At 65.0% G+C, this 21,395-nt stretch carries 17 protein-coding genes; 7 read left to right on the top strand and 10 right to left on the bottom strand.

Going from position 1 to position 21,395, the window contains the following annotated elements:
* Positions 1-33: 33 nt before the first annotated feature.
* Positions 34-1,230, bottom strand: a complete 1,197-nt coding sequence (locus C811_RS09065) for a trimeric intracellular cation channel family protein (protein WP_016309258.1) — start codon at positions 1,228-1,230, stop codon at positions 34-36.
* Positions 1,224-2,246 (bottom strand): zinc dependent phospholipase C family protein, encoded by a 1,023-nt coding sequence (locus C811_RS09060; protein WP_016309257.1) that lies wholly within the window; start codon positions 2,244-2,246, stop codon positions 1,224-1,226. The genes C811_RS09065 and C811_RS09060 overlap by 7 nt, the downstream gene beginning before the upstream one ends.
* Before the next feature lie 231 nt (positions 2,247-2,477).
* Between C811_RS09060 and C811_RS09055 the strand changes: the two genes are divergently transcribed.
* Together C811_RS09055 and C811_RS09050 are read left to right on the top strand one after the other, a co-directional pair.
* Entirely contained in the window at positions 2,478-3,755 is a 1,278-nt protein-coding gene (locus tag C811_RS09055; RefSeq protein ID WP_016309256.1) for an aspartate kinase, read from the top strand.
* 247 nt (positions 3,756-4,002) lie between these two features.
* Positions 4,003-5,052: an aspartate-semialdehyde dehydrogenase gene (locus C811_RS09050; protein WP_016309255.1), complete on the top strand. Its 1,050-nt coding sequence runs from the start codon at positions 4,003-4,005 to the stop codon at positions 5,050-5,052.
* A 159-nt stretch (positions 5,053-5,211) separates the two neighbouring features.
* On the opposite strand, the gene gad is transcribed toward C811_RS09050, so the two are convergent.
* From gad to C811_RS09030, 4 genes are all read right to left on the bottom strand, one after another.
* Positions 5,212-6,654 carry a glutamate decarboxylase gene (gene gad / locus C811_RS09045; protein ID WP_016309254.1) on the bottom strand — a complete coding sequence of 481 codons (1,443 nt, stop codon included), beginning with the start codon at positions 6,652-6,654 and terminating at the stop codon, positions 5,212-5,214.
* 186 nt (positions 6,655-6,840) lie between these two features.
* Positions 6,841-8,406 carry an amino acid permease gene (locus C811_RS09040; RefSeq protein WP_016309253.1) on the bottom strand — a complete coding sequence of 522 codons (1,566 nt, stop codon included), beginning with the start codon at positions 8,404-8,406 and terminating at the stop codon, positions 6,841-6,843.
* A gap of 175 nt (positions 8,407-8,581) precedes the next feature.
* Complete coding sequence (locus tag C811_RS09035) at positions 8,582-9,325, bottom strand: TlyA family RNA methyltransferase (protein ID WP_016309252.1); 744 nt, start codon at positions 9,323-9,325, stop codon at positions 8,582-8,584.
* A 48-nt stretch (positions 9,326-9,373) separates the two neighbouring features.
* Positions 9,374-10,177 carry a TatD family hydrolase gene (locus C811_RS09030; RefSeq protein ID WP_016309251.1) on the bottom strand — a complete coding sequence of 268 codons (804 nt, stop codon included), beginning with the start codon at positions 10,175-10,177 and terminating at the stop codon, positions 9,374-9,376.
* A gap of 346 nt (positions 10,178-10,523) precedes the next feature.
* Between C811_RS09030 and C811_RS09025 the strand changes: the two genes are divergently transcribed.
* Entirely contained in the window at positions 10,524-10,838 is a 315-nt protein-coding gene (locus tag C811_RS09025; protein ID WP_022926472.1) for a hypothetical protein, read from the top strand.
* Here the strand turns inward: C811_RS09025 and C811_RS09020 are convergent.
* Complete coding sequence (locus C811_RS09020) at positions 10,835-11,212, bottom strand: hypothetical protein (RefSeq protein ID WP_016309249.1); 378 nt, start codon at positions 11,210-11,212, stop codon at positions 10,835-10,837. The genes C811_RS09025 and C811_RS09020 overlap by 4 nt on opposite strands.
* Before the next feature lie 268 nt (positions 11,213-11,480).
* Between C811_RS09020 and C811_RS09015 the strand changes: the two genes are divergently transcribed.
* Complete coding sequence (locus C811_RS09015; RefSeq protein ID WP_016309248.1) at positions 11,481-11,870, top strand: transporter substrate-binding domain-containing protein; 390 nt, start codon at positions 11,481-11,483, stop codon at positions 11,868-11,870.
* Between the two features lie 215 nt (positions 11,871-12,085).
* Positions 12,086-14,512, top strand: coding sequence for an ATP-dependent helicase (locus C811_RS09010; protein WP_016309247.1), 2,427 nt, complete (start codon positions 12,086-12,088; stop codon positions 14,510-14,512).
* A 46-nt stretch (positions 14,513-14,558) separates the two neighbouring features.
* Here the strand turns inward: C811_RS09010 and C811_RS09005 are convergent, their stop codons facing one another.
* Entirely contained in the window at positions 14,559-15,452 is an 894-nt protein-coding gene (locus C811_RS09005; RefSeq protein ID WP_016309246.1) for a LysR family transcriptional regulator, read from the bottom strand.
* A gap of 146 nt (positions 15,453-15,598) precedes the next feature.
* Here C811_RS09005 and C811_RS15760 point away from each other — a divergent pair, with 146 nt between their 5' ends.
* Complete coding sequence (locus tag C811_RS15760) at positions 15,599-17,161, top strand: FAD-dependent oxidoreductase (RefSeq protein WP_016309245.1); 1,563 nt, start codon at positions 15,599-15,601, stop codon at positions 17,159-17,161.
* Between the two features lie 147 nt (positions 17,162-17,308).
* Here the strand turns inward: C811_RS15760 and C811_RS08995 are convergent, their stop codons facing one another.
* Together C811_RS08995 and sdaAA are read right to left on the bottom strand one after the other, a co-directional pair.
* A complete protein-coding gene (locus tag C811_RS08995; RefSeq protein WP_016309244.1) occupies positions 17,309-18,241 on the bottom strand; it encodes an InlB B-repeat-containing protein in 933 nt (310 codons plus the stop codon).
* 245 nt (positions 18,242-18,486) lie between these two features.
* On the bottom strand, positions 18,487-20,094 hold the full coding sequence (sdaAA, locus tag C811_RS08990) for an L-serine ammonia-lyase, iron-sulfur-dependent, subunit alpha (protein WP_016309243.1): 1,608 nt from the start codon (positions 20,092-20,094) through the stop codon (positions 18,487-18,489).
* A gap of 202 nt (positions 20,095-20,296) precedes the next feature.
* Between sdaAA and C811_RS08985 the strand changes: the two genes are divergently transcribed.
* Positions 20,297-21,265 (top strand): manganese-dependent inorganic pyrophosphatase, encoded by a 969-nt coding sequence (locus C811_RS08985; RefSeq protein WP_016309242.1) that lies wholly within the window; start codon positions 20,297-20,299, stop codon positions 21,263-21,265.
* The last annotated feature ends 130 nt before the right edge of the window (positions 21,266-21,395 follow it).

Raw genomic sequence — 21,395 nt, 5'->3', positions numbered from 1 at the left:
CCGTGCCGGGACCCTCGTGCTGTGCTCAGACTGCTAATCAGTTGGATCGGGGGCCTGTTCGTTGGGGGCGGCCCCAGCGTCTTTCCCGGCCTCGGCGTCTCGGAGATTCGGGGCCGTTGGCTCGTGCGCCTCCGTCTCCGCTTTCTTGCGGGCGCGGGGGTTGCCGGCTTTCACCTGGCTCTTGGAGCGATGGCGGGCCGGCTCGGGAGTCTGGGGCTCGAAGGGATCGGGCTCCTCGATAGGCTCGGGATCGGGGGAAAGCCCGATGATGCGGTACAGTTCGTCGCGATCGACGAAGAGGCGGTCGGACGGATCGGGCTCGGGCCCTGTCGCCTGCGCCTCGTCGCTCTCTGCGCCGGGCGATGCCTTCTCGGCATCCACGATGGGAAGCTCCAGCTTGTCCATGAGCACCGTGGGCTGCATCTGCTCGCCGGTCTCGTCCATCCATCGGCCGCTCAAGCGGTCGTAGAGGCGCTTGCCCTGGCGCTTGAAGCGTTCCAAACGCGTGCTGCCCTGGCGCTCGCGGGCGGTTTTTCCCATGGGCACGTGCACCTTGCGGGCGATGAATCGGGCCGGCCGCACGACGCTTTCCACGACGCGGTCGGAGTAGTCGCGCGGCGGCTTGGTGCGCCAACCTAAGATGAGCGACAGGTAGCGCAGGGCCATGATGAGCATAGCGCACAGGAACCCCGCCGAGTCGGGCAGGATGCCGTTGGCCTTTAGCGGGCAGTACACGATGCAGCCGATGAGCGCCGCGCTGCCGTAGATGGGGCCGGTTTGGAAGGCCACGGGCGCACGGTTCATGAGCACGTCGCGGGAGATGCCGCCGCCGATGGCGGTAATGGTGCCGAGCACGACCGAGGGGATGATGCCGAGGCCGGCCGAGAGGCTCTTCGAGGCACCGATGATGGCCCACAGCGCTACCGAGATGTTGTCGAGCAGGTCGACGATGGGATCGAGGTAGGTGGCCAGCTTGCCGAAGTAGAAGACGATCACGCCGGCCACGGCGCACGAGAGCAGAAACCAGGGGCTTTGGAAAGCGTACAGGCCGTATTCCTGCAGCAGCACGTCGCGGATGATGCCGCCGCCCATGCCGGTGATGCAGGCGATGGCCACGCACCCGAAGATATCGTAGCGGGCGCGTACCGCCGACATGCCGCCGGACAGGCCGCCGGTGACGGTGGCGGCGAACTCGAACCAGAAGGGGAGGGTGAAGGCGGTCTCTAGCATGCGGGCGCATCCTCGTCGGTGCGAGAGGACTTGGCGGGTGCGGCAGGGGAGCCGTCAACGTTCTCGACAGCGGTGATGCGGGCTACGACCGGCTCGCCGTAGAAGTTCAGATCGGCGGCGAGCCGGTGGGCCTCCTCGTCGCCGAATTCGTCGTCGTCCATGGTCGCGAGGGCGGCAAGCGCCTCGGATCGGGCGGTCTCGTACAGATCCCAGAAGCTCTCGGCGCGCATCTGGCCGGTGAAGGGGTCGGCCCATGGCTCGCCGTTCCCGTTGGCGAAGGGCGTCTCGGTTCGCTCGCCGCCGCGGTGGCTCAGGGCCGCCAGCATCGAATGGGGGCGCACGGCGCGCTCGAGGACGCCCAGTGCCCGACGTTTCGCTCCCGACGGCGAGTAGAGCACGCGCTGGGCGATGCGGTCGGCGCGCACAGAGGCGCGGAACAGGTTCTCGGGAATCGATGCGCCGAGGGTATTGCCTACCGCCTCGGCGTACAGGCGCGAGACGATCGAGAGCATGGCGTCGCTGCCCTTCAGGATGGAACGGGCCGGATTGAAGCTGGCGACGGTCTCGCCGCGCTTGGCGGCAAGCGCCAGCTCGTCCAGATCGGTTTCGATGACCGCATGCACCTCGCTGTGGTCATCGGGGGTGAGCCCCTCCACTCCGGCGCTGGTCAACATGCGCTCCTGGCCGAACACCAGCGGGTGCACGGTGCGGTCGAGCAGGTAGTGGCAGGCAAAGCCCAGCACATAGGCTCGCGCAGTAGAGCGCGCCGGGGGCGCAAGATGCGGGACGGCCCGCTTGAAGGCGACGAGCAGCTCGGCCGGCTGGCGGCGGTGCAGGGCGCTTCCCAAATCGCGCCAGGCGAGGTAGCGCGCATCGGCGCCGACGAAGAAGAGTGGATCGGGCCCCTGGTTGCCGAGCAGGAACGCCTCGGCCTCGTCACGAGTGCCCCCGATGGACTCGAAGGCGGTGCCGTAGATGTCCTTGGCGAACAGATCGTGGGTGATGATGGCCGGCATTACAGGCTCCTCCCGACAGGCTCGGATGGCAGGGCGCCGGGGCGGGCTGCCGCGGCGAAGTGCCTATAGTACGCAACGGCTTCATCATAGACAATGGGCGGCCCGCGAGCGGCCCGCGCCCGTCCACCGTCGGAAAACCGACATAAGAAAACGGCCCCGCCATTTCTTGGTATAGTGGTGGCTCACGTATTCGGAAGGCAATTCCTCGCATTCTGAGAAGGAGAAAGCGCCATGGCTCTGATAGTCGCGAAGTTCGGGGGAACCTCGGTCGCGTCGCCCGAGCGCATCAAAAACGTCGCCAAGCGTCTCGTGCGCATGCGTCAGGCCGGCGACGAGGTGGTGGCGGTGGTCTCGGCCATGGGCAAGACCACCGACGAGCTCATGGGCCTTGCCAGCGCCGTCACCGGCGCGCCTCCCGCTCGCGAGCTCGATCGACTGCTGTCCACCGGCGAGCAGGTCTCCATGACGCTTCTGGCCATGGCGGTGGAGGCGCTCGGCTACAAGTCCATGAGCTTCACCGGCCGCCAGGCGGGCATCGAGACCGACGGTACCCACAACAAGGCGAAGATCATCAAGGTGCACAACGAGCGCATCTTGGATGCGCTGGATGCCGGCTATATTCCCGTAGTGGCGGGTTTTCAGGGCATCGACGCCAACGGCGACATCACCACCCTCGGTCGCGGCGGGTCGGATACCACGGCGGTGGCAATCGCCTGGGGCATCAACGCCGATGTATGCGAGATCTACTCGGACGTGGACGGCGTCTACACCACCGATCCGCGCGTGGCTCCCCGCGCCCGCAAGCTCGACTCCATCTGCTACGACGATATGCTGGAGCTCTCCAGCGCCGGCTCGGGCGTGCTGCAGAGCCGCGCGGTGGAGTTTGCCCGCAAATGGAAAGTGGTCATCCATTCCCGCTCCGCGTTCTCCGATGCGGAGGGAACCTATGTGAAGGAGGAGTACGAAATGGAGGAGGCCGTCATCACCGGCATCGCCAGCGACACCTCGGAGGTGAAGGTGACCGTGCGCCACGTGCCCGACGCCCCCAGCGTCGCCGCGAAGGTGTTCTCGGCGCTTGCCGCCAACAACGTGAACCTGGATATGATCATCCAGAACGTATCCGAGGCCGGCTACACCGACATCTCCTACACCACGCCGGGAGCCGATCTGGCCCGGGCAGTGGAGACCATGGAGCGCATCGTGCCCGAGATAGGCGCCCGCGAGTTCATCGTGGACGAGGATATCGCGAAGGTGAGCTTGGTGGGCACGGGCATGAAGTCCTCGCCGGGCGTGGCCTCGCGCACCTTCCAGACGCTGGGCGACAACAATATCAACATCGTGGCCATTTCCACTTCGCCTATCCGCCTGTCCATGATCGTGGATGCGGCCCAGGCGGCCCAGGCCGTGCAATGCCTGCATACTGCCTTCGGCCTGGATTCCGACGACCTGTTCGTGGAGACCCAGCTTTCGGCTGAGGAGATTGCCGCGAAGATGAAGAAGGGGCGGTGATGTTTCGTCGTTGCTATGCAACGACGGAGCGGGCCGACGCTGCGGTTCCGACGGGCACCTGGCCTTGCGCTTCACCGCTTTCCCTCGCGGCGCGAAGGCCGCTCGGCCGCGGTTCGGCCCAATGCCAGGCACCGGTTGAACCCTCGCTGACTTCCTTGGGCGAACCGGTGATGTGAAGAAGTAGGGCAAGGGCCCATGCCCTTGCCGCACAACCGAGCAGAACACACGAGAGAAGGGGAGAGAACCCATGGCTTGGACGAAGGAAATGCCCGCGAACCCGGTAGTTGCCGTGGCTGGGGCCACGGGTGCGGTGGGACAGGAGTTTTTGCGCGTACTGCACGATGTTGACTTCCCGGCGGCTGAGGTGCGCGCGCTGGCAAGCGCCCGCTCGGCGGGCAAGACGGTGCCCTTCGAGGGCTGCGGGCAGGTGCCCGCCGGTGAGCTTACGGTGCAGGAGATGACCCCGGAGGCCTTCGAGGGCGTGGATATCGCCCTGTTCTCGGCGGGCGCCGGCGTTTCCAAGGCCATGCGCGAGGCGGTGACGGCCGCCGGTGCCGTGATGATCGACAACTCGAGCGCCTTCCGCATGGATGAGGACGTGCCGCTCGTGGTGCCCGAGGTGAACCCGCAGGACGTGGCGTGGCACTCAGGCGTTATCGCGAATCCGAATTGCTCCACCATCCAGATGGTGGTGGCCCTCAAGCCGCTCTACGATTTGTCGCCCATCAAGCGCGTGGTGGTGTCCACCTACCAGGCGGCCTCGGGTGCCGGAGCGCCTGCCATGGCGGAGCTGTTCGATCAGACGCGCGACTACCTGAACGGCACGCCCGATGAGGAGCTGACCATCGAGGCCTTCGCCCATCGCATCGCCTTCAACACCATTCCGCACATCGACGTGTTCATGGACGACGGCTCCACCAAGGAAGAGTGGAAGATGGTGGTGGAGACTAAGAAGATCATGAACGACCCGGCTATCGAGGTGGCGGCCACCTGCGTGCGTGTGCCGGTGCTGCGCTGCCACGGCGAGTCCATCAACGTCGAGTTCGCCGACGAGGTGACGGTCGAGGCGGCTCGCGCAGCTCTGGAGGTAGCCCCGGGCGTCGTGGTGATGGACGACACCGAGAACAAGGTGTATCCCATGCCGGGCCTGCTCGCCGGCACCGACGGCACCTTCGTCGGCCGTTTGCGCAAAGACCCCACAGTGCCCCACGGCATCGCGTTTTGGGATGTGGCCGACCAGATTCGCAAGGGGGCCGCGCTGAACGCCGTGCAGATCGCCCAGCTGCTGCTTCCCTAGCGGATTTCGCTTGCCCGGGCGGGACGAGCGGGTGCGTCTCGCCGACCTGAGGCGTACTGGCAATTTATGCCCTCTATCACCCAGAGTGCCCTGCGGCAATGAGCCGCAGGGCACTCGTCTAAGCTCTCGGGTCGTTACGCGCCGGTGGGGCGCTGCGGCCTAGCGTCCGCTATGGTCGAAGGACTTCTTCGAGATGTTGGAGTCCTGCTGGCCGATAACGGTGGCGTTGTCGAGGTTCTTGATCTCGGCGGCCATGTCCTTCAGGAACTTGTCGGCCATGGACATGGACAGGTCGGCACGGGTCACGATGCGCTGGCAGGTGACATCTTCCATGTTCGCCGGCAGCGGGTAGGCCGGGATCTGCCAACCGTGCATGCGCAGACGATCGTCCAGATCGTACAGAGTCCACTTCTTGCCAGCGGCCGGATCGAGGCTCCAGCAGAGGATCGGAATCTCGGTGGCCTCCTCGTACATGATGAAGATGCCCATCTTCTTGATGCCCTCTACCAGGTGATGCGCCACGTCCATGGTGCGCTGCTGGATTTCCTTGTAGCCCTCGAAGCCGTTGCGCATGAACGCGTAGTACTGGCCGATGATCTGGGAGGCGGAGCGGCTGAAGTTGATGGCCATAGTGGCCTCCTGGCCGCCCAGGTAGCTCACCCAGAAGATCAGATCCTCGGGCAGGGCCTCCTTGGAGCGCCACTCGATCCAGCCGATGCCGGGATAGACCAGGCCGTACTTGTGGCCGGACGTGGAGATGGACCAGACGTTGGGCAGGCGGAAGTCCCACTCGAGGTCGGGCTCGATAAACGGGGCCACCATGCCGCCGGATGCGGCGTCCACGTGGATGCGCACGGGCATGTTGGTGGTCTTGTTGTACTCGGTCAGGGCGGCGTCGATGCCCTTCACGTCGTCGTAGCGGCCCGTGTAGGTGATGCCCAAGATGCAGACAACGGCGATGGTGTGGTCGTCAACGTACTTCATGCACTGCTCGGGCGTCATGTACAGATGATCGGCGTCCATGGGGACCTCGCGCATCTCGATGTCCCAGTAACGGCAGAACTTCTCCCAGCACACCTGATAGCCGCTCGTAATGACGAGGTTGGGGCGGTGCGACGAGTAGATGTCGATGCCAGCCTCCTTCGCCAGGGCCTTCCAGCGGAACAAGGCGGCCAGGCCGCCGAGCATGCACGCCTCAGACGAGCCTACAGTCGAGGTGCCCATGGGCTGCTCGTTCTGGTCGGCATGCCACAGATCCTGGATAATCTTCACGCAGCGGTTCTCCAGATCGGCCGTCATCGGGTACTCGTCCTTGTCGATGGCGTTCTTCTCCAGCGTGTCCTTCATCAGCTCGGCAGCTTCGGGCTCCATGTAGGTCTGGACGAAAGTGCACAGGTTCTGGTGCGCGTTGCCCTCGGTGCCGATGTACTCGCGGATGATCTCGCTGGCGATGCGGGGCTCGACGGGATCGTGGTTGAGCTTTGTGGTGGGCATTTCAACGTCGGAGGCGTAGGAGCCGAAGATCGGGCTGGTATAGCCGGTCTTGGCGTCCATTTCGCCGAGCTCCTCGGTCGAGACGAGCTTAACATCTTTGTCAGTCATGGCAGTCTCCTTTGCTGCGTGAGGTGCCGGGCTTGGGGCGGGACACCAAAGGGATAGGTTGGTCGAGGGCGGATAGAGGTTATGCGCGGCGGACGTGTCGGTCGGGACTGTCCGCGAATCGCTGAGAGAGGGGCGACCGGGCGGGGGCGCTTGGGCCTTGCGGCCCGCGCCTTTGAAGACGGGCGCCTAGCCTGCAGGGTGGGGCGCCTTCGGCGAGGTCGGGGTCTTGGGCGCGACCTGCTTCGGCGTGGGTTTTTCGGTGCCGTCCCAATGATGGCGCAGCCCGTAGATGACGAACGGGATGGCCACCGAGACGGCCCAGCACACCAGCAGCGTAACTACGTAGACCACATTGGCCTCAGCCGACAGCTCGCTGGAAGGGAAGAACGACACCACGAGAGCGAACAGAGTCAGCGCCAGACCACAGGCGGCGACGATGCACTTGCCCACCTTTCCGCCGAACACGTTGAACACGCGGGGCAGATCGGCGTGCTTGAGCACCAGCTTGAAGTAGCCGAGGAAGAACAGCACGTAGCCAACGAGGTAGATGACCACCGTGAGGCCCACGGCCGTCAGGTAGGACACCGACGAGCTCGAGCCGCCGGCTAGCGCCATGGAGCCGCAAAGCACCGCGTCCCAGATGGTGACGATGATGCCCTGGATGACCACGGTCTTCACGCTCACGCCGTTTTTGTTGGTCTTGGCGAAGGACTTCGGGAGGATGCCCTCGTCGGCGGTTGACAGAAGGGCGCGAGACGGGCCGACGATCCACGAGGAGATCTCGGCGAGCACGCCGGCGGCCAGCAGGAAGGCGATCACGTACACGAGCCAGCCCATGTGGAAGTGAGCGTCGAAAATGGCGGCGAACGAGGCGATGACGCCGTCGCTCATGTTGCCCTCGAGCTGATCGAGCGGAATCGTCATGGCAACGGCCATGCCTCCCAAGGTGTCAAGCACGATGGTGAGAACGCACAGCACGATCATGACCAGCGGATATATCTTGCCGGGATTCTTCAGCTCGTTCACATGGGACGCCGAGGCCTCGACGCCGGCGAAGGCCAGGATGAACGAGGCGAAGATCACGAGCGTGCCGGTTTGGGTGAAGTCGGGCACGATGGAACCCGGGCTCAGGTTCAGCTGCGAGATGCCGCCCGTGGCCAGGTAGGCCAGAAGGCCCAGCATGAGGACGGCGGCAGGGACGAGCACGCCGCCGAAGAAGCCGATCTTGGCGATGCGGGCCGTCAGCTTCGTGCCGCCGAGCTGCGTCAGCGTAAGCGCCCATACGATGATGGCCACGCCGATAAACATGACGAGGGGGTTGTTGTAGAGAGCGTCCCATCCCACGATGTAGGAGATGGCCGCCAGCACGAAGAAGGCCATGGTGACAAAGCCCACGGTGATCTGGAACCACTGGTAGAACAGGGCCGCAAAGCCCCAGCGCTTGCCCAGGGTGTTTCCCACCCAGGCGAAGATGCCTCCGTTCTCCCAGCTCTTTACCGTGGCCATCTCCGCTGCGCACAGGGCCACGGGCAAGAACCAGAAAACGCCTCCCAAGATCAGGAAGAAAATAAGGTGCATGCCCGAAGACGCGAAGTTCGGGTATGCGTAGACGGTCATCACCATGGACGCAGTGATGGCGAAGAAGCCGAAGAATCCGAGCGTACGCGCGGGGGATGCTGCCTTCGGTGCGCTCGCAGGACCGCTGCTCTTCGAAGGCGAGCTGGACGCCAGCGTCGACTGAGATGTGCCCATGATCGCTCCTCTCCTAGATAATCTGCCGAAACGAACGCGCATGCGGGTTCCGGCGCCATTGCCAACAAGGAGAGATTACGCGCGTCGAGGGAGCGATTTCGCGCAGCGGCGCGAGTGTTTTTCGCGGGGGAGCAAGCTGTTGACCTGCTGTTGGAATCAGCGGCCAAGCGGTGTTCTATTTGCGGAATACGGCGCGAACGAGGTATTCCACGTTGCCCTCGGGGCCGGTGATGGGCGATTCGATGGTACCTGTGACGCCGAAGCCCGCGTCGGCCAGCGCGGCGCCCACCTCCTCCACGGTGCGCCGCCGAACGGCTTCGTCGCGAACAACTCCGCGATCGGTCTCGTCGTGGGCCGATTCGAACTGGGGCTTCACAAGGCCGATGAACACGGTGCCCGGGCGACTGAAGTGCGGGAAGAGCGGAGCGAGGGAGGCAAGGCCGATGAAAGAGACGTCGATGACGATGAGATCGAAGGGGGCGCCGAGGAGAGCGGGGTCGGCTTCTTTGATGTTCGTGCGCTCGAACACGTCCACACGCGCATCCTGGCGAATCTTCCAGGCCAGCTGCCCGTAGTTTACGTCGAGCGCCGCCACGCGCGCAGCTCCCGCTTGCAGAAGGCAGTCGGTGAAGCCGCCAGTGGACGAGCCGATGTCCAGGCAGTTCATGCCGGCGACGTCCTGGCTGAAGGCATCGAGCGCTCCCTGCAGCTTCCTGCCGCCGCGCGACACGAACTGCTTGCGGCCCTTCAGGAAGATATCCGCATCGGGTCGCACGAGTTGGGCGGCGCTTGCAACGTACACGTCGTCTACCCGCACCTCGCGGGCCATGACAGCGCGCAGCGCTGCGTCGCGGTCGGGGAACGCGCCCTGCTCGACGAGCAGGTCGTCCAAGCGCTGTTTCTTCGGCTTCTTGTTCATGGGGCCATTATAGCGCGAGGCCGCCTAAGCGGGGCGGGGGCTCGTTGGCTAGCGGGGCCGCGGCGCTCGCTCGGTACCTAAGAGGGCGGCGCTCGTCGTGGCCAGGCGCTCGGTGAGAAGGTCGCGGTCGATGGCTTTCAGCTGGGCAATGCCGGAAAGCGCATTGCCCAGCTCGGCGTGCCAGACGTTGGCGGGAAGCGCTTCTCCCGCGCGGGAGGGCATGTCGGTTTCCAGCAGCAGGCGATCGAGGGGAATCTGCCGGGCGTACTCGCGTCCGCGTCGCGATACCAGCATGCGGGGGCCTGCGGAGAAGTAGCAGCCGTCGGCCAGTGCGCGGGTCAGGTCGTCGGAGGTGCCCGAGAACCAGTGGAAGATCACCGTGTGGCGGTCTGTCGTCCCGTGCTCTTCGAGCAGATCGAGCGCGGCGGCAGCGGCGTTTACCGCGTGTACCGAAATGAGCTTGCCCGCGGTTTCCGCCGCTGCGGGTGCTGCATCGCAGGCGCTCAGGATGCAATCTAGCGCCGCGATCTGCGCACGGCGGCTCTCATCGGTATCGCGCGGCCCGGCGAAGTCGAGCCCGATCTCCCCGATAAAGCGCGTTGCCGGGGCCAGAGCGCAGAAACGCTCCAGCTCGGCGCCGCCCATGCGCCCGTCGTTGATCCACCAGGGATGCGCGCCGAGCGCCGTATCGACGTTCGGCACTTCGGCCAAAGCAGGGCTCAGTCGCTCGTATTCTGCCGGAGACACCGTGCACGAGAGCGCGGCGATGCCCGCTTTGGCCCCTGCGGCCGCAGCGGCCTTGGGGTCGGGCGCAAATCCCACATGGCAGTGCATGTCGTAGAGTTTTTCCATAGCCGGCAGCATACCACGGCCGAGGAGGCCGATGCGAGGGCGATGGGGGCGCGGAGCCGATGAAGCTCCGAGCGCGAGGCGAGTGGGCGCGGGTAGGATCGGGCCGGCCCGGGCGAGCGGGGGCGGGTTTCGAGACTAGCGCGGGAAAAGCCGTGGCCGCAAGAGCGCGTATAGAAGGCAGCCGCCTCGCGGCATTGCCCGCAGTTTGCCGATTCTGTGGGTGTGCCGTGGCGGACGGGTAACGGATGGCGCCATGCCGCTAAAAAGGTTGACGCACGGTCAGGGTGTTCTAGAATCGACAAACGCACGGAACGTAGGACGATTTGCAAGGGAAGCGATCGATTTTATGGCGGAATTGCTCGAGGCCGTTATGCTCATCTGCTTCGGTCTGTCATGGCCGTTGAACGCGTATAAGAACTACCGGGCCGGCACAGCGGCTGGCACCAGCTGGCAGTTCATCGCGCTGATCACCGCCGGCTACTTCGCCGGCATCGCGGCCAAGTTCGTTTCCGGCAATCTGAACTGGGTGCTGATCGTCTACTTCATCAACGTGGTGTGCATTGCCGCCAACTGGCTCGTCTACTTCCGCAATCGCCGTCTGGATGCTCAGCGCCAAACCGAGGTGGTCGTGGAGGAAGAGTCTTTCGTCGTAGTGGCTTAGGCTGCCTCGGGGTTCTCTCCGGCTCCTAAATCTTCGGGGACGGTCTGCTCCTCGAACGCGGTCTGCTGCACCTTCTCGGCTTGGGTGGGGCTCATCCAGTCGCCGGTGGCGGCGAAGGCGATGCAGAGCGCGATGACGGCCACGATGGCGATGATCGCCCAGATGAGCCCGGGATGCTTGCGCGTGTTCGCCTTGGGGCCACCCTCGTCCACCTCGAACTCCTGCATGGCGGGAAATTCCGGATCGTCGGCCGACGACTCCAGCACGTCGGGCTCCTCTGCGGCCAAGGGGTCGCGCTCGGCGAAGGTCTCTTTGCGCTCGCGGTGTTTGGGGGCCGTGTCGTGCTCTAGTTCTCGGGCTTTGTGGTCGCTCATGGGGGGATCCTCTCTCAACAATGGCATGGGGCGAAAGCGCGCTGGCTCGCGGCGTCGGCCTCGGCGTCTTCCCGCTCGGGCGCGCCGGTCCCTTTCGCCTCCATGGTAGGGCGTCGGGCCGCGAAGGGGCCCCGCGCGGGCGAGCAGTGGGGAATTGTTGGGGAAACTGCTCCGCTTTCGTTGAAATTCGCCCTCGGGGGATGATGCCGCCTCGGCGGGATCCGGTGCTGAGGAGCCGGCCGAGGGAGCTGCCACGGCCGAGCCCGGCGTGCTCGTGGTGGCCTCGGCGCTCAACAGCGAGCCCTATGAGCAGGCCACTAGCACGAACCAGATCGGCTTCATCGTGAAACTGCTCCGGCTGGTGGGCGAGCGCGCCGGCCTGGACGTGCAGTTCGCCAAGGCCGTGAACCACAAGGACGCCGACCAGAACATCACCCCCGGCCGCCCCGAGGACGTGGCCGCGAAGATGGCCGCCGGCAACGAGACGCTCCTCGCGACGGTGAACGAGGCCCTGGCCGCCCTGCGCGCCGACGGCTCCTACGACGCCCTGCACGATTCCTGGTTCGGCGACGCCGGTATCATCAACGAGGCCGCCGCATCGCGCGAGAAGGGCACGGGGAACGCCCCCGAAGCTGTGCAGGACTCCACCGGGGCCTAGCGCCTTTGCACCCTCGTTCGCCCCGCTGGCTGCTCGTTTATCGAACAGGTGGTGAAGCCTTCGTGGCCTTTGGGGCCAAAGCGCCGCGCACAGGATAGAATAGAAGAGCCGCTCTCGGGCGGCTCTTTTCATGCTCGCCGTCCGGGCCGCCTGGCTCGGCGTCGTGCGAGCAGCGAACTCCGCGAACGTTCCACCCCATGGCGAAGGAAGCAACCGTGCCCATCGATATCGACACTCTGAACGGCCCCCAGCGCGAGGCGGTCGTCACCACCGAAGGCCCGCTGCTGGTGCTGGCCGGCGCCGGAAGCGGCAAGACCCGCGTGCTCACCTATCGCATCGCGAACATCCTCGATCGGGATCTGGCCGCGCCGTGGGAGATCTTGGCCATCACCTTCACCAACAAGGCCGCCGCCGAGATGCGCGAGCGTTTGGGCCAGCTTGTGGGCGGCCGCGCCCGCGGTATGTGGGTGTCCACCTTCCACTCCATGTGCGTGCGCATCCTGCGCGCCGATGCCGAGCGGATCGGCTTCACGAAGAACTTCACCATCTACGACACCGACGATATGAAGCGCCTGTACAAGGACATCATGGCCGAGCTGGACATCGACCCGAAGCGCTTCCCCGTGAACCAGCTGATGAACCGCATCTCCCAGGCGAAAAACGACCTTATGGTGCCGGCCGACTTCGAGAGCGCAGCCACCGACCCGGTGGGGCGCCAGGCCGCCCGGGTGTACACGCGCCTGCAGGAGCGCCTGCGCGCCGCCAATGCCTTCGACTTCGACGATCTGCTGCTGTACGCCTACTTGCTGCTCAAGCAGCACGAGGACGTGCGCCGCGCCTACCAGGGCCGCTTCCGCTACATCATGGTGGACGAGTACCAGGACACCAACCGTGCCCAGTACGCCATCACCCAACTGCTGGCGGCGGGGCACCGCAACATCATGGTGGTGGGCGACGACGACCAGTCTATCTACTCGTGGCGCGGCGCCGATCTGCGCAACATCCTGGAGTTCGAGAGCGATTATCCCGAGGCGCGGGTGGTGAAGCTGGAGCAGAACTACCGCAGCGTGGGCAACATCCTAGCCGCGGCCAACGCCGTCATCGCCAACAACCGCCAGCGTAAGGAGAAGCGCCTGTTCACGGCGGCCGGCGACGGCGACAAGATCTCGGTGTATCTGGCCAGCGACGAGCGCGACGAGGGCCGCTGGATCGCCGGCGAGATAGAGAAGCGCCGCGGCGAGGGCGTCTCCTACAACAACATGGCCGTGTTCTACCGCACCAACGCCCAGTCGCGCATGCTGGAAGACATGCTGCTGCGCGCCGGCGTGCCCTATCGCATCGTCGGCGGCACGCGCTTCTTCGACCGCGCCGAGATTCGCGACGTGATGGCCTACCTCACGTTGGTGGTGAACCCGGCCGACGACATCGCCGCCAAGCGCGTCATCAACGTGCCGAAGCGCGGCATCGGCAAGGCCACCATCGAGCGCATCGACCAGTTCGGCCGCGAGCTGAACATGCCCTTCCTCACGGCCGCCGAGCTGGCCATCGTGGACGAGGACATCCGCCCGGCCACGCGGCGCGCGGTGGGCGAGTTCGTGCAGGTGCTCAAGAACGGTGCCAGCTACGAGGGCGACCTGCGCAAGGTGATCGAGCGTATCATCGACGACGCGGGGCTTATCGAGGCGCTGCAGAACGAGGGCACCGACGAGGCTCGCGGGCGCGTGGAGAACATCCAGGAGTTTCTGGGTGTTGTGGACGAGTTCATGGAGACCCACGATGTGGAAGACGCCGACTTCGCCGCCCCCACGGTCGCGGGCGATCCTACGGTCGAGCCGGTGCGCGTGCTGCGCGGCGACTCGCTGGCCGACTTCATCGAATGGGTGCGCCTGCGCACCGACCTTGACACGGTGACCGAGGACGGCCAGGCCGTCACGCTTATGACCGTGCACTCCTCCAAGGGCCTGGAGTTCGACTGCGTGTGGGTGGCCGGCATGGAGGAGACGCTGTTCCCGCACTCGAACTCCACCATGGACGCCGCCGCGGTGGAGGAGGAGCGCCGGCTGGCCTACGTGGCCATCACCCGCGCTCGCAAGAAGCTCTACCTCACCTGCGCCCAGCAGCGTCAGATCTTCGGCCAGACCCACGCGAACCCCGTGTCGCGCTTTATCGGCGAGATTCCGAGCGAGCTGCGCCAGACGACCGGTTTGGGCTCGGCCGGCTTCGCGGGGACGGGCTGGGAGAAGCGGGGAAGCCGCCGGGGCATCGCCGGCTCGGGCACCGAGGCGGGGGAGGGCCGCGTGTTCGGCCGCTCGAGCGCGTCGGGCTCCCAGGGCCGTTCGTTTGCCGAGTACCGCGCAGCCACGGGCAGCGGGCGCGCCGCGGCCAGTGCCGGCGGCCGGTCGCGCAGCGGCGTCGGAGCCGGGGCGGGTGCGGGCCGCGTCGGCGCGGGCGTGAACCCGAATGCGGGCAAGAAGGCCGCCGCCCGGGCCACCTTCGCCGCGGGTGACACCGTGGATCACAAGACCTTCGGCCGCGGTACCGTGGTGAAGGTGGACGGCGACACCCTGCACATCAAGTTCGCCAAGACGGGCCAGACCAAGAAGCTCCTGAAAGACTACGCCCCCATCGTGAAGATCGGCTAGGGCGGGCGACGTCTCTCTCGGATGTTGGCGTGCCCGGCCTGCGCGGCTAGGCTTTCCGGCAAATACGGGCTACGTCTTCGACGAGCTGCACGGCTTCCAAGGACGCATTGTCTGCCAGGTAGGCTCCGGTGCTCACGGCGGGCCACGCCATGGGCCGGCTGTCGAGCTTTCCGAGCGCTGAAGCGTGGGCGAGCTCGTTGGCTAGCCCGATGCGGGGAAAGAAGGCGACGGCGGTACCCTGGGCACAGTCTTGGATGAGCTTCTCGCTGAAAATGGACTCTTTCACCACGTTGTCCATGGCGAACAGCTCCTGCGCATCGGCGCTCACCGCCAGATCCGGCATGTCGCGGTAGTCGGCGCCGGCATACACGGTGATGTCCCGCAGGTCGGCTGCGGTCAGACACCCCCGCTGCGCCAGCGGCGAATCGGGTGCGAAGACGCACTGGTAGGTCGCAGTGGTCATTGGCACGTAGCGCAGCCCCCGCTCTTCTAGTTCGCGTGACCGCGTCGAGAGGTACAAGTCGATGACATGGCGGTCGAACCCCTCGGCGGCCTCGTTGAAGTTCATAGAGACGTAATCGAGATAGATGCCTCGCTCGCGCAGGTCGATCTCCTCGATCGCATTGAGGAAATGGGGAGGAATGCGCCACCATATGCCAACTGAGATAGCGTGGGACCCTTCGTCTGCGGGGTGCGGTTCAGCCTTTGCAGCGGCGAGGATGGACAGCGCCTGCTTGACAGCGCGGTAGAGGCGCTCGCCCTCCGGTGTGGGGGTGACGCCCTGCTGGCCGCGGTCGAGCACGCGGTAACCCAGCTCGGCTTCGAGCGTGTTGATGCGGTGCACGAGCGACGGCACCGTCAGGAACTGGTCCCGCGCCGCCTTGGACATAGAGCCCTGCTCTACGGCCGCCGCGAATGATTGCATCTGATTCTCGTTCATGGTTCCTCCCCGATGCCCTGTGAAAACACCATAGGGTGCTAAGGCACATTCAAATATACATGATGAACGCTCCTCCATACAATGAGATCGGGCGGCGCAAAGGCGTTGCCCGAAAGAAAACGAATCATGTTTTTCAGGAGGGAAATATGAAGGAGAACATCTCTCGTCGTTCGTTTCTGGGGTTCGGCGCGGCCGCTGCAGTAGCGGCTGGCGCGGGGCTTGCGGGCTGCGCGCCCCAGGCGCCTCAGGCCGAAGCCGATCTGGCGACGACCGGTGCGACGGCTGATATCGAGTGGAACAAGGAGACCGACGTCGTGGTCGTTGGCTTCGGCGGTGCGGGATCGGCGGCCGCTATCGAGGCTGCCCGCGCGGGCGCCCAGGTAGTGCTGCTGGAGGAGCTTTCCAACCCTGGCGGCTCCACCGTGGCCTGCGGCGGCTTCATCATGATGGGCGGCACGAAGCTGCAGGAGCAGTTCGGGCTGAAGGACGACACCGAGAACTTCTACAACTACCTTGTGGCCGCTGCCGGCGAGAACGCGAACAAGGACGCCATCCGCGTGCTGGCCGACAAGTCTCCCGAGCTGTACGACTGGTGTGTGGAGTGCGGCATGGATTTCGCAAGCGGTAACGTGGACACCGAGCATCATCTAGGCGGCTACAACGCCGGCTTCAGCCTGGGCTACAGCGGCAACGAGCAGGCGCGCGAGTTCGCCAAGGTAGCCATGCCGGTGCCACGCGGGCATATGCCCCAGCCCTCTTCCTCGGGCGCCGACATCTTCGCCGCTCTGTCCTCCACAGTGGAGGCCGAGGGCGTGGAAGTGATGACTGAGGCGCCAGGTCGTCGTCTTATCACTGATGAGAGCGGGCGCGTCATCGGCATCATCGCCGAGACCAAGGACGGGGAAGTGGCCATCAAGGCGCGCAAGGGCGTGGTGCTCACGGCCGGCGGCTTCGGCAACAACGACGAGATGCTGAATGCCTACTACCCCTATACGAACCGTCGCGGGCCCCAGATTACGGCTGCCGGCAACGAGAACGGCTCGGGCATCCTGATGGGCCAGGCCATCGGCGCCGACACCCACGGCATGGGCTGCTTCCAGATCGGCACGACGGTCTCCACCCTGGGCGATGCGGCGGCGCACTGCATCATCGTCGACGCCAACGGCCATCGCATTGTGGCCGAGGACGAGTACAACGCCTACGTGGGCAAGGCCACCATTCAGGCGCCCACGAGCGACTGCTACCTCATCATCGAGAAGCCCTACACCGAGGAGGTGGAGCTGGGCCAGCGCTTCGGCGAGCCGCTCGGCGAGGTGGGTTCCATCGAGGAGGCGGCGCAGCTGACAGGGGTGAACGTCGATGTGCTGAAGAGCACGGTGGACTTCTACAACGTCTCGGCCGCCCAGGGCGAGGACCGCGAGTTCGGCAAGGCCGCGAAGTACCTGACCGCTCTGGAGAAGGCGCCGTTCGTGGTGTACTACGCCGGTTCCGACACCATGTACACTGCCAGCTGCGGCGGCCTGAAGATCGACACTGATGCCCACGTCATCGACCTTGAGGGCAATGTCATTCCCGGCCTGTATGCCGCGGGCCGCAACGCCGGTACCATCTACGGATGGTACATGGGCAGCGGCTCCTCCATGGCCGACGTGCTCACCTTCGGCCGCATCGCCGGCCAGAACGTGGCGGCTGAAGAGGGCATCGCCTAAAGGCTTGGCCGACATTCCCGCGTTCGCGCGACAGTCCCCGGATGCATCCCTCCCTGCATCCGGGGACTTCGTTTTGGGCGAGAAAAGAAAGCAGGCCCGGTCGCTGTGTGCGCCGGGCCCGCCCTTGATGCGAGGGGAAGATGCGCGTTAGATCTTCATGTTCTTCAGGGCGTAGTTGATCTCGCCCTTAGTGAAGCCGAACTCCTTGAGAACGTCGCGTGTTACCTCGCGGATATCGCTTGCTTCAAAGCCGTAGTCGGCGAGTCCCGCGCAGTAGTTAGCGGTCATCAGAGCCTGCGTGTACCAGTTGATACCACAGTTCTTCACGATGAAATTGGTGGTCTTGGTCGGATAGGTCGACGCCTTCTTGAGAAGCTTAGCGGAGCATCCGATCTTCTTGCCGGTCGGATCAATCCACACGCCGGTCTCGGAGAAGAGGGTATTCGACATCATGGTCGCGCCCTGGTTGTTGAGCTTCTTAACTTCCGTTTTTGCCTGTTTGATACCCCGCTTCTCGGCAGCGTTTCTCGGCTTCTGTACCCACTTGGCGTACACGGTGATGTTCTTCGCGGTCTTGCCGCCCACCTTCGACACCTTCTTGGTCAGGTACTTGTCCGAATACCAGCCCTTGAAGGTGTAGCCGCTCTTGGAGAGCTTCTTCAGCTTCACGTCCTTGCCATAGGTGAACTTCTTGGCGTTCTTGTTGGTGCCCTTCACGTTCTTGTAGGTGATCTTGTAGGTCTTGGCCTTCCACTTGGCGGTCAGCGTGAGGTTCTTCTTCACGTTGACGATGGTGATCTTCTTCTTGCCCTGGTACCAGCCCTTGAAGGTGTAACCGGTCTTGCTCGGCTTCTTCAGCTTCAGCTTGCCCTTCTCCACCTGGGTCGGGTTGGTGTTCTTGGCGCCGGATACGCCCTTGTACTTAATGGTGTAGGTCTTGGCAGCCGCCTGGTCGGCTGCGGGCTCGTCGGCGAAGGCTTGCTCGGGGGCAAAGCCGCCGGCCAGGCCGCCTAGTGCTAGGGCAAGCACGAGGGTTGTGGCTATAGCCACAACGGAAAGTCGCTTCTGTGCAAAGGTCATAGATATCTCCTCTCCTTCTGGTGAAAACCTTGACCAACATGGTAGCACTTATGGGAAGGGAGAATGGCCTTGTAGAAGAACTCATTCCAGCGAAAAGGCACTCCTCGCAAGGGGCGCCGCGATGCAATTCGGAAGGGGAGGGGCCCTTTCCTTATGGAAGAATTCTGGCCATGAAAAAAGGGCACTCCTGGCCGGGAGCGCCCCGAAGGTCGCGAATATGTGCGGCAGCGGCCTGCGATGGTCTTCTAACACCCTGCGCAGTAGCGGCAGGCCGAGGGCGCTTTGGCGATGCCGCCGAGGGCGGTTTCGCGTAGCTCGGGGGGCAGGCCCCGGCCCACTTCGTCCATGACGGCCACGGCCTCGTCGAAGCTGATGAGGTTCTCCACGCCAGCCAGCGCGATCTGGGCGCTTACGAGGGCGACCGAGGCTGCCGTGGCGTTGCGCTTCTGGCAGGGCACCTCCACCAGGCCGCCTACCGGATCGCACACGAGTCCCAGCAGCGACATCATCACGTTCGCGCCCGCTGCGAGGCACCGATCGGGTGTGCCGCCGGCCAGGGCCACGGCCGCCGCAGCCGCCATGGCCGCCGCGCTGCCCACCTCGGCCTGGCAGCCGCCCTCGGCGCCCGACACGCTGGCGTTGCGGGCGATGAGGTAGCCGAGGCCGGCGGCGGTGAGGATGCCCTCGCGCAGCTCGTCGTGGGTGAAGCCGCGTTCATCGCGCAGGGCCAAAAGCACGCCGGGCAGCACGCCGGCCGAGCCCGCGGTGGGAGTGGCCACGATGACGCCCATACGCCCGTTGGTCTCCAGGGTGGCGAGCGCGTACTGGGCCGCCCGGGCCGCAAGCGGGTCCACGAGACGCTGCTGCCCGTCTGCGCCTTCCAGGCTCGCGCGCAGCTTCGCCGCCTCGCCGCCGATAAGACCGCCCACCGAGGGCTGCGGGTTGTCCAAAGGCTCGGTAGCCGCCTGGCCCATCACCTCGAGCACGCGGTCCAGGTAAGCGTCGATGCTTGGCACCACGCCCTGCTTGGCGCACAGCGCCTCCTCGCGGGCGCGGAAGGCCTGGGCGATGGTCACGCCCTCGCGTTCGCACAGGGCCAAAAGCTCCTCGCCGGAGGCATAGTCCCAGCGGGCGAAGACGGCTTCCGCGTCATCGGGCACGGGCACTTCCTCGCCGTCGCCGGCGGCGGAGGCGTGCACCACGCGGGCGTTGATGATGGAGGGATGATCCAAAAGCTCGTCGCGAACGGTGGCGCTCACGTCGCTATCGGTTTCCATGACGGTGTAGGCGTCCCCGCGCTTGGCGGTACGGTGCAAATTCGCGTTCGCGATGTTGATGTCGTTGGCGGCCAGCACGCTGGCGATGTGGGCCAGCACGCCGCGCGCATCGTGCTGGTGCACCACGACGCTGGTGTGCTCGCCGGTGATGTCCACATCGATGCCGTTGATGCGCCGGATGACCGCCGCGCCGCCGCCAATGGACACTCCGCGCATTTCCAGCGTGCGGCCGGCGCCCTCGCAGCGGATGTCGACGGTGTTGGGGTGCGCCACATCGGTGGAGGCGTCCCACACGATATCCACCGCCACGCCAGCCTCTTCGGCCAGGGCAAAGGACTGTGCTACCTGCGGATCGTCGGTCTCAAGGCCCAAGATGCCCGCCACGAGCGCCTTGTCGGTGCCGTGCCCGCTGCCCGTGGCCGCGAAAGAGCCGTACAGGGTCAGGACGACGCGCTCGGGTTGCTCGCCGAACAGCGTGCGCGCCGTGGACGCGATGCGAAGAGCGCCGGCTGTGTGAGAGCTGGAAGGGCCCACCATAATGGGGCCGATAATGTCCCGCAGGCCGTAGGTTTTCATGCCTTCTCCTTTCGCGACGGCTTTTCCGCCGATTGTCCGCGTGCGTTCAGCTGCTCGGGCCGCGCGGCATGCTACTGCGACCACCCGAGCTTCTGCATTCATCGAGGAACGCTATCATAGCCCATCGTTTTTCGGCGGTGGGAGGGGTATACTGCTTCAAAACCGTAAAATGGCGAAGAACAGAACCGAGAAAGGGGAACTCATGACCGCCAAGATTCTCGTCGTGGGCCATCGCAATCCCGACAACGACTCCATTTCCGCCGCTGTGGGGTATGCGCATCTGAAGAACGCCCTGGCCGCCCGCGACGGCGAAGCCGAGGCCGTGGAATACGTGCCCGCCCGCCTGGGCCCGCTGCCCGTGGAAAGCGCCTGGCTCCTCGAGCGCAACAACATCCCCGAGCCTGTGCTCATCGACAGCGTGAACCCCGTCGAGCGCGATGGCGAGACCGTGGTGCAGAAGGTCATTCTGGTGGATCACAACGAGGTGGCCCAGGCGGCCCCCGGTATCGAGAACGCCGAAGTAGTGGAGATCATCGACCACCATCGCATTGCCGATGTGACTACGGCCAACCCCATTCTCTTCCTGAATCTGCCCATCGGAAGTACCGCCACCATCGTTACGCTGCAGTTCCGCCAGACCGGCATCGACCTGCCCGACTCCATCGCCCAGATGCTCCTGTCGGCCATCCTCACCGACACGGTTATCATGAAGTCGCCCACCTGCACCCAGGTCGACATCGACCAGGTGAAGTTCCTGGCCGACAAGCTCGGACTCGATGCGGTGGAGTTCGGTATGGAAATTTTCCGTACCCGCGGCGGCGAGGACAAGATGCCCATCGCCAAGTTGGTGGAGGCCGATTCCAAGGAATTCAAGGTCAACGACGACGTGACCGTGCTCATCGCCCAGCGCGAGACGGTGGACCTGCCCTGTGTCATGGGCCGCGAGGCCGAGATTCGCGAGCACATGAAGAAGCTTGTGGAGGACAACGGCTATGAGTTCGCCCTGCTGCTGGTCACCGATATTCTGGCCGAGGGAAGCCAGTTCATCGTGGAGGGCGATGCTGCTCGCGTGAATCGCGTGTTCGATATCGAGTGCACCGAGGGCGGCAACTGGATGCCCGGCGTGCTGTCCCGCAAGAAGCAGGTGGCGGCGCCCATCCTCGCGAGCTAAACTTGCTTGTCCGCGGGAGGGGCGACGGGGCTGTCGTCGCTCCTCCCGCTTCGCTATTCGCCTGCGGCTCAGGCGCTGCGCTCCTTCATGCATTTAACGGGCGACCTTCGGTCGCTTTTCTATTTTGTGT

The organism is Adlercreutzia caecimuris B7, from assembly GCF_000403355.2.
Lineage (GTDB): Bacteria > Actinomycetota > Coriobacteriia > Coriobacteriales > Eggerthellaceae > Adlercreutzia > Adlercreutzia caecimuris.
This window is presented reverse-complemented; position numbering and strand designations above follow the sequence as displayed.